The following is an 8,020-nucleotide window of genomic DNA, read 5'->3' as shown; positions in this document are numbered from 1 at the left end:
GGCTATCTGTGGACAGCGCCGGATTCGACCCGCACCGATGTGCCGGGCGTGTTCGCGGCCGGCGATGTGACCGACGATATCTACCGCCAGGCGGTGACGGCAGCGGGGCTCGGCTGCATGGCCGCGCTCGAGGCGGAGAAGTATCTGGCCGGCATCGAAGTGCATCGCGAAGCGGCCGAGTAGAGAGTTCAGAGAGCGGCTTAGAAACGCCGTGTAAAAGCCTGATTTTTCATTCAGACGCCAAAACAGAACGAGGGGAATCATGGCGTTGGACTGGGACAAGCTACGCGTGTTTCACGCTGCGGCGGAGGCGGGGTCGTTTACCCATGCGGCCGAGACATTGCATCTGTCGCAATCGGCGATCTCGCGGCAGGTCAGCGCGCTCGAGCATGATGTCGGCGTGCCGCTGTTCAACCGCCACGCCCGCGGGCTGGTGCTGACCGAGCAAGGTGAGATGCTGTTTCGCACGGCGCATGACGTGCTGATGAAGCTGGAGACCATCAAGTCCCGGCTGACCGAGACCAAGGATCGCCCGTCGGGCGTGCTGCGGGTGACAACGACGGTGGGGCTGGGCGCCGGCTGGCTGACCGAGCGGGTGCAGGAATTCATCGAACTCTATCCCGAAATCAGCCTGCAGTTGATCCTCGCCAACGAGGAGCTGGATCTCACCATGCGCCAGGCCGATTGCGCCATCCGGCTGCGCCAGCCGCAGCAGCCGGACCTGATCCAGCGCCGCCTGTTCACCGTGCATTTCCACCTCTACGCGGCCCCATCCTATGTCGCCAAGCACGGCAAGCCGTCTTCCGTCGCCGAGCTGAAGGCCCATCGCATCGTCACCTTCGGCGTGCCGGTGCCGTCGCATCTGTCGGAGCTGAACTGGCTGGAAACGGTCGGTGATTTCGAAGGCGGACAAAGGGTGCCGACGCTGCAGATCAACGACATATTGTCGATCAAGCGGGCGGTGCAGGGCGGTGCCGGCATCGCCATGCTGCCCGACTATGTGATCAGCAAGGACTCCGATCTGGTGCAGCTGCTGCCGGAGACCGAGGTGCCGTCTTTCGACACCTATTTCGCCTATCCCGACGCGATGAAGAACCAGGCCAAGCTGCATGTGTTCCGGGACTTCATCATCGCCAAAGCCCGAAGCTGGTCCTTCTGATTTTCGTTTTCACGCCCTGCGGGATTATCCCGCCAGGGCATCAGCCGAGGCAGCCAGCCGGGCACGTTGCGGCGGTAGGTCTCGTATTCGGCGCCATAACGGCGGCTAAGCGTCGGCTCTTCATAGAGCCTGACGAAGGCGCCCATGGAGACAGCGCTGACGGCGGCATAGGCGACCAGCGCCCAGCTCGAGAACAGCAGCGCCTGGCCGAGGATGATCGACAGCACGGCGACATACATCGGGTTGCGGACATGGCGGTAGATGCCGCCTATCACCAGCCTCTCGGTCGGGGCGACCGGTGCGGGTGTGCCCAGGCCCTCAAGCGCAAAACGGCCGAAGGCATGCAGGAGTGCCGCGCCCGCGGCAACGATCAGAAGCCCGCCAACAGGGGCAAAGCCCGGCAGGCCCGACCAGGGCAAGCCCCAGCGATCGGTCAACAGCCAGGGCACCAGCCCGGCAACCACGCACGGCGCCGCGATGAAGAAGGCCGCACTGCCGGCGATCGCCGAAAACCTCCGCATTGGCTGCTTGCTCCGCGATTGCCTTAGAAATGCACGCCTGCTGCCCGCTTCCACATCATTGCCCAGTTTTGGCATTTCGAGCCGGAAGCCAGCCGAGATTAGCGATTCTGTAGTTGCAATTGCCCGATTCAGCGCTCCATTTCGACGATTTTGCTGGTCCTATTGGCTTCTGGAATGGGTTAGACCACAGCCTGCGTCTTTTTGCATGTGTGTGTTGCAAAATAGATGCTTGTTTCTTGGGCATGATGAGCACATATATAGATCATCTCCTGGGCGCGTTCTCCTCCCATTAGCGCCCTCGAGTGTTCCCCTCTGGAGGTTAGCCTTAACAGGCACTCCAATCAAACTCAGCCGGATCTTCATTGATCCGGCTTTTTTGTTGCCTGTACCCTGCTGGGCCGGCCAAAAATTCCATCACAATTGCCACGTAACGGTGACATGTAACCTCTGGTAACATATCCCGGACGCCCGCGACCTGCTATGTAGATCATAGGACGCGGTGTGGTTCGGACGGGAGATGGGGGCATCACTCGTACGGCCCGGGCTCAGGCGGCTACCGCGTCCGAACCGTTTTTCCGCCGAACTCGGCGGTACCAAATGCGGCGGACCTGACGTTTTACCTCCCAAGGAAACGGTCCGCGAACAAAACGACGTCCGGTCCCCGCCGGACGTCGTTTTCTTTTGTTCCCCCGAATCAGGTTCGAGAGGAACGCCACGCCATCAGGCAGCCTTGCCGTTGGTGTTCATGGCGTCGTCGGCCAGACGGCCGGTGAGTTCGGCCATGTGGTCGAAGACGGCACGATAGCTGGCAACGCCCGCGGTCGCCGAGCGCAACTCGATGATCAGGTCGCCGATCTCGGCTTGCGGCATGGTTGCCTCGACGACATCCCATCCCGGCCAGTCGGGTCGCGCGTCGTAGCCGAGGATCTGGCCGCGCCGCTGCGGGATGAGAGCGATGATCTTCGAGGTGGCGTCGGAGGGGGTGACGATCTCGACCTTCATCACGGGCTCCAGGAGCACCGGCAAGCACGCGGCCATGCCTTCCTTCATCGCCAGCCTGGCCGCCATCTGGAAAGCCATGTCGGAGGAATCGACCGCATGATAGGAGCCGTCCGACAGGTTGACTGCGACATCCACGACCGGAAAGCCCAGCGGCCCGGATTTCAGATAGTCGCGGACCCCGGTCTCGACCGACTGGATGTAGGTCTTGGGCACGACGCCGCCGGTGATGGTGTCGGTGAACTGGAAGCCGGAACCGCGCGGCAGCGGCTTGATCTCGATCACCACGTCGCCGAACTGGCCATGGCCGCCGGACTGTTTCTTGTGACGGCCGCGCTGCTGCGCCGATTTGCGGATCGTCTCGCGATAGGGCACCGCCGGCGGATGACCTTCGACCGGTATCTGGTTCTTGCCTTCCAGCCGCTCGCGCACCACGCGCAGATGCATCTCGCCATGGCCCGACAGCACGGTTTCGGCCGAGTCCTGATTGTGGCGCAGGCTGAGCGAGGGGTCCTCCTCGGCCAGCCGCTGGATGGCAGCCGACATCTTCACTTCGTCCTTGCGCTCCTTGGGGCGGAGCGCGAAGGCGAAGACCGGCTGCGGCGGCTCGAACTGGACGAGCGGCTTGATGCCGCCCTTGGCCGAGCTCAGCGTCTGGCCGGTCTTGACCTCGTCCAGCTTGCCCAGTGCCACCGTGTCGCCGACCTTGGCGATGGAGAGCTTGGACTGGTCCTTGCCGAGCATCCGGTAGATGCCGGAAACCTTGGCCGTGTCGCCGCCGGGCAGCCAGAGTTCGGAACCGTCGACGACCTGACCGGAGAGGATGCGCGACACCGACAGCTTGCCGCCATGCGAGGTGTGGATGGTTTTCATCACCTGGACCAGGGTAGCCGCGCCGTCGGGTGCACCGAGCCGTTTGCGGGTCGCCTCGATGTCGGGTGCGTCGTGGCGGATCGCCTTCAGGAGGCGCAGCACGCCGTTGCCTTTTTCGGCGGTGCCGATCAGCACCGGGATCACCGCACCGTCACGCAGGTCGGCGGCGAGGTCGTCGAAGATCGCATCCTTGGGCGGCTCGATCTCCTCGAGCAGTTGTTCCATCAACTGGTCATCATGGTCGGCCAGCGTCTCCAGCATCGAGAAACGCGCTTCGAGCTCGCGCGCCTTGTCGTCGCCGGGAATCTGCGCCACCTCGCTTTCGGCATATTCGCGATAGATGTAGGCGCGCTCCAGCGCCAGGTCGATCGAACCAATGACGACACCGTCCTTGCGCAGCGGAATCTGGCGCAGCAGCAACGGCACGGCACTGGCCGGCTGCAGCATCTTCAGCGTGTCGCGCACGCCGGTGATTGCCTTGTCGACCTTGTTGAGGAACAGAATGCGCGGCACTCCGAGATCGTCGAGCTTGCGCATGATCAGTTGCAGGGCAGGGATCTTCTTTTCATCGGCCTCGGCTACGACGACCGCGAGGTCGCAGGCGGCCAGCACCGGTTCGGCCTCGAAAGAGAATTCGATGGAACCGGGACAGTCGACGAAGGTGATCTGCTCGCCCATGAATTCGGTCGTGGCGACCGTCGCCTCGACGCTCATGGCGTGGGCGCGCGCCTCGGGCGAATGATCCGAAACGGTGTTGCCTGATGAAACGGGATTTTGTCGGGGAATTGAGCCCGTACGGGCCAATATGGCTTCGAGAAGTGTCGTCTTACCGCTTGCGAAGGGACCGACTATGGCAATGCATTTCGGTCCCGTGCGTCGTCCTCCGGCGCGAGTACCCATGACTGACCTCCACTCAGGCGTTTCCCGTAGGACCGACTGGCATGCATGGTTCAGGCGTGGTCAATCGGTCCTGAGCGGCGGCCGGCCTGTTTCGACCGTCGCGGGCGGGGTTCTTTTCAAGTGCCACCTGCCCAAAGCCATCGTCCCACTTGTTTGCCGGCAGGGCAAGAAAAATAGAAATCCTTTGCTCGGCCGTGGCCGGTGCGGATCATATGCTGGGCTGGCAGCCGGAAGCTGTTGCACGTCGGCCGATATCGGCCGAAACTGAAAACAGGCGACCCATCGCCCGCTGTTTGAAGGACCATCGACCCATGAAGATCATTGCCTGCGGCAGCGTGCCGAGCGTCATCGCGCCGGAAAAATACTTCACCGGCCGGGTGCTGCAGACGCCGATCATCGAGAAAGAGGCGCCGGCGCGGCTGCGGGCCACGCTGGTCAGCTTCGAGCCGGGCGCGCGCACCCACTGGCATACGCATCCGCTTGGCCAGACGCTGTACGTGACGGTGGGCGCCGGGCTTGCCCAGACGTGGGGCGGCCCGATCCAGGAGATCAGGGCCGGCGACGTCATCTCGTTCGCGCCTGGCGAAAAACACTGGCATGGCGCGGCGCCGAAATCGGCGATGACGCATATCGCGATGCAGGAGGCGCTCGACGATGTCCATGTCGATTGGCTGGAGGGGGTCACCGACGAGCAGTTTGGCGGCCGAGACACCTAACCGGCGGAGGGCAGGCTTCCTGCCGCAGCGATCGTCGCGCCAGCTGCAAAACCGCTGGCATTTAAACCACTCTGACGCCCAGAAAATTCAGCCTCCGCCGGGCGCCTTCCCACGCCCTGATGCTGACATCGTTGAGATAGCAGTCCATCAAGACCCTGCAGCCGACCAAAATCTCGATCGGTTGTCCGGCAAAACCATTGCGCCCGGCCGCCCAAAAAAATTGTGTATTGTTCCGTCGTCAAAGCCATTTTCTCCGAAATCGGAGACCCCCCCTACGTCCCCTTCAAACCAACGCTGAAAATCGACAAGGGTGCTGTTGCTTCGGTAATCTCGTCCCACGGCTTGATCGCCTGAAAAGGTGCCAAAAACGACATTGGTCGCCTGAAGGACTCTGGTGTGGCTGTAGCCGATTTCGTCACGCATCCACCTGTACCTTGTGTCGTAGGTGGAGACGAATTCCGCAAACAAGTCGAGCCGGCCGGTCTTCTTGGGAGTGTAGGTAAACCAGATGCCGCTTTCGAGCATGGCGTGCAGGTAATCTCTATCGCCGGCGCTGTTGTTTTCGAAAAATACCAAGCCGCCCAAATCCGGCGCTCCATCCCACTCGTAAGATTCGTCTCGCAGAATGCGTCCGTCCCCGGTCCGGTTGAACCAGCTGTATTTGTAGTTACCGAAGGTGCCAGGCCAAAAATGGAAATACTCATAGGGATCGCCTTGCAGTTGCCGCGTTTCCATCGGCATCGCCCCATCTTTGCGGCGCGGCAAGACAACCATTTCGGAGCGATCGAAACTGTTGCCTAGAATTCGCTTTCGATCGTTGCGATCGGCAAAGCGTTTCAGTTTTGCCCTGGTCCATTTTTCAGTTTCCTCGGTCCAGTAACAGCCCGACTGTGCTTTCAGGTAATCAATTTTTGCCTCGCCAAGAGCGGAGATCTGGCCCTCGTCGTTAGGGTCCGACTGCTTGAAATAGTTCATTGATGTGGCTGTCTGCTCGGCAAATGAAACACTGAGCGCCTGCTTGAACCGCTCGGTATTTTCAGTGCCCGGCCCGGACACTATGAATTCGCCGTCGTGATTGTTTGATGGATTGCCGCCTTTGGCCATGATGCATCTCCCTTCCGAGGCTTCATGGTTGATCGAATGCGGCCGGCTTCCTCGTCGTCATATGACGATGGTCCGCGGGTTCGCTGCGCACGTTTCCCGGATTGTAAGCTGATTTCGCGCGTCTGGCTCGCACGCCATGCCGGCCGGCAACGTCCCTCGGAGCCACTTCGGCTTTGACTGTAGCACCTGCATGGCCTCTAACTCACGTCTGGATATAGCCATGTCAAAGCACCGTCTGCCCCTGGTCGCCGCTATCTATCTTGGTTCGTTCGTGGCTCTGCTCGACGTCAGTATCGTCAATGTCGCGCTGCCGACCATCCAGCAGGCGTTGCAAACCGATTTCGGCGGCCTGCAATGGGTGGTCGACGCCTACACGCTGTGCCTGTCCGCCTTCATGCTGTCGTCCGGCCTGATCGGCGACCGCTATGGCCGCAAGCGCTCGTGGCTGGCCGGCGTCGGCATCTTCGTGGCCGGCTCGCTGATCTGCGCCGTCGCGCCCAATCTGCCGGTTCTGCTGGCCGGCCGGGTGGTACAGGGCATCGCCGGCTCACTGCTCATTCCAGGCGCGCTGTCGATCCTGACGCAGGCCTTTCCCGATGCGCGCCAGCGCGCTGGCGTCATTGGCGGCTGGGCGTCGTTCGCCGCCATCTCTCTGCTCGTTGGTCCCGTCCTCGGTGGCATCCTGGTCGAGACCGTCGGCTGGCAAAGCATCTTCCTGATCAACCTGCCGCTGGGCTTGATCACGATCGCGCTCGGTGCTGTTTCGATCAACGAGACGGCGCATCCCGAACATGCCCATCTCGACCTCGTCGGCCTGGCTCTCAGCATCCTTTGGCTGGGGGCGCTGACCTTCGGCCTGATCTCGGCCGGCGAGAATGGCTGGGGCGAGCCAAGGACGGTCGCGGCGCTGGTCGCCGGCGTCGTCGGCCTGGCTGCTTTCCTCGGCTTCGAGGCGCGCACTGCACGCCCGATGCTGCCGCTTGGCCTGTTCCGCGATGTCCGCTTTGCCGTCGCCAATGTCGCTTCGTTCGCGCTCGGCTTCACCTCCTATTCCAGCGTCTTCTTCTTCTCGATGTTCCTGCAGCAGGTGCAGGGCTGGTCGCCGACGCAGACCGGCCTGCGCATGGCGCCGGCCTTCATCGTCCAGATCGTGGTGTCGCCATGGATCGGCAGGCTGAGCGCCCGCTATGGTCACTCTGCGCTGATGACCATCGGCTATGTTGCTATCGGCCTGTCCATGCTCGGCATGTGCTGGGCCGGCCCTTCGACGTCCTACGCGATGCTGTGCCTTCTGTTCGCCATTGGCGGCCTCGGCAACGCGCTTGCAATCCCGACCGGCAGCGCTGCCGCCATGTCCTATGCGCCGCGCGAACGCTCGGGCATGGTGTCGGCGGTCATCAATGCCACCCGCCAGAGCGGCCTTGCCATCGGCATCGCCTTGCTCGGCGCCTTGATGAGCATGCGGGCAACCAACCTTTTGACCGGGTATCTCGGCGATGCCGGTGTCGCCAACGCGGAAGCGGTCGCCCGTGCTGCGATTTCACGGCATGATTTCGCAACCGATGCGGCGATGGGCGAAAGCGGCGTGCATGAACTCTATGCTGCCGCCTATGCCGGCGGCTTCCACGCCGCGATGCTGACGGCAGCGATCGGCGCGTTCCTCACCGCCGCATTGCTGGTTGCCGTGCTGGCGCCGGCCGAGGCGCGCTCGGCCAAAGAGACCAAGCACGAGGCGTGAGGCTGACGGC

5 protein-coding genes and 2 pseudogenes are annotated in these 8,020 nt (G+C 62.4%); 4 read left to right on the top strand and 3 right to left on the bottom strand.

The window, feature by feature from the left end:
• Together EN749_RS24990 and EN749_RS24985 are read left to right on the top strand one after the other, a co-directional pair.
• Positions 1-183, top strand: a pseudogene (locus tag EN749_RS24990) (thioredoxin-disulfide reductase); the annotation flags it as partial.
• Between the two features lie 79 nt (positions 184-262).
• Entirely contained in the window at positions 263-1,159 is an 897-nt protein-coding gene (locus tag EN749_RS24985; RefSeq protein ID WP_023809733.1) for a LysR family transcriptional regulator, read from the top strand.
• Positions 1,160-1,188: 29 nt separating this feature from the next.
• Here the strand turns inward: EN749_RS24985 and EN749_RS24980 are convergent.
• Positions 1,189-1,680 (bottom strand): annotated as a pseudogene (locus EN749_RS24980) (isoprenylcysteine carboxylmethyltransferase family protein); the annotation flags it as partial.
• Between the two features lie 720 nt (positions 1,681-2,400).
• Complete coding sequence (locus EN749_RS24975) at positions 2,401-4,452, bottom strand: elongation factor G (protein ID WP_127267438.1); 2,052 nt, start codon at positions 4,450-4,452, stop codon at positions 2,401-2,403.
• Positions 4,453-4,763: 311 nt separating this feature from the next.
• On the opposite strand from EN749_RS24975, the gene EN749_RS24970 reads away from it, so the two are divergent.
• Positions 4,764-5,168, top strand: a complete 405-nt coding sequence (locus tag EN749_RS24970) for a cupin domain-containing protein (protein ID WP_128364168.1) — start codon at positions 4,764-4,766, stop codon at positions 5,166-5,168.
• 147 nt (positions 5,169-5,315) lie between these two features.
• Here the strand turns inward: EN749_RS24970 and EN749_RS24965 are convergent, their stop codons facing one another.
• Positions 5,316-6,272 (bottom strand): hypothetical protein, encoded by a 957-nt coding sequence (locus EN749_RS24965; RefSeq protein ID WP_128364167.1) that lies wholly within the window; start codon positions 6,270-6,272, stop codon positions 5,316-5,318.
• Between the two features lie 220 nt (positions 6,273-6,492).
• Here EN749_RS24965 and EN749_RS24960 point away from each other — a divergent pair, with 220 nt between their 5' ends.
• Positions 6,493-8,010 carry an MFS transporter gene (locus tag EN749_RS24960; RefSeq protein WP_127396155.1) on the top strand — a complete coding sequence of 506 codons (1,518 nt, stop codon included), beginning with the start codon at positions 6,493-6,495 and terminating at the stop codon, positions 8,008-8,010.
• Positions 8,011-8,020 lie beyond the last annotated feature (10 nt).

Source organism: Mesorhizobium sp. M7A.F.Ca.ET.027.02.1.1 (assembly GCF_004022985.1).
Taxonomy (GTDB): domain Bacteria; phylum Pseudomonadota; class Alphaproteobacteria; order Rhizobiales; family Rhizobiaceae; genus Mesorhizobium.
The sequence above is the reverse complement of the archived record's forward strand: the minus strand, read 5'-3'. Positions and strand labels throughout refer to the sequence as shown.

Bases quoted from the DNA above. Each gene is read 5' to 3' on its own strand.
- EN749_RS24985 (WP_023809733.1), top strand. From the start codon at position 263: ATGGCGTTGGACTGGGACAAGCTACGCGTGTTTCACGCTGCGGCGGAG.
- EN749_RS24975 (WP_127267438.1), bottom strand. From the start codon at position 4,452: ATGGGTACTCGCGCCGGAGGACGACGCACGGGACCGAAATGCATTGCC.
- EN749_RS24970 (WP_128364168.1), top strand. From the start codon at position 4,764: ATGAAGATCATTGCCTGCGGCAGCGTGCCGAGCGTCATCGCGCCGGAA.
- EN749_RS24965 (WP_128364167.1), bottom strand. From the start codon at position 6,272: ATGGCCAAAGGCGGCAATCCATCAAACAATCACGACGGCGAATTCATA.
- EN749_RS24960 (WP_127396155.1), top strand. From the start codon at position 6,493: ATGTCAAAGCACCGTCTGCCCCTGGTCGCCGCTATCTATCTTGGTTCG.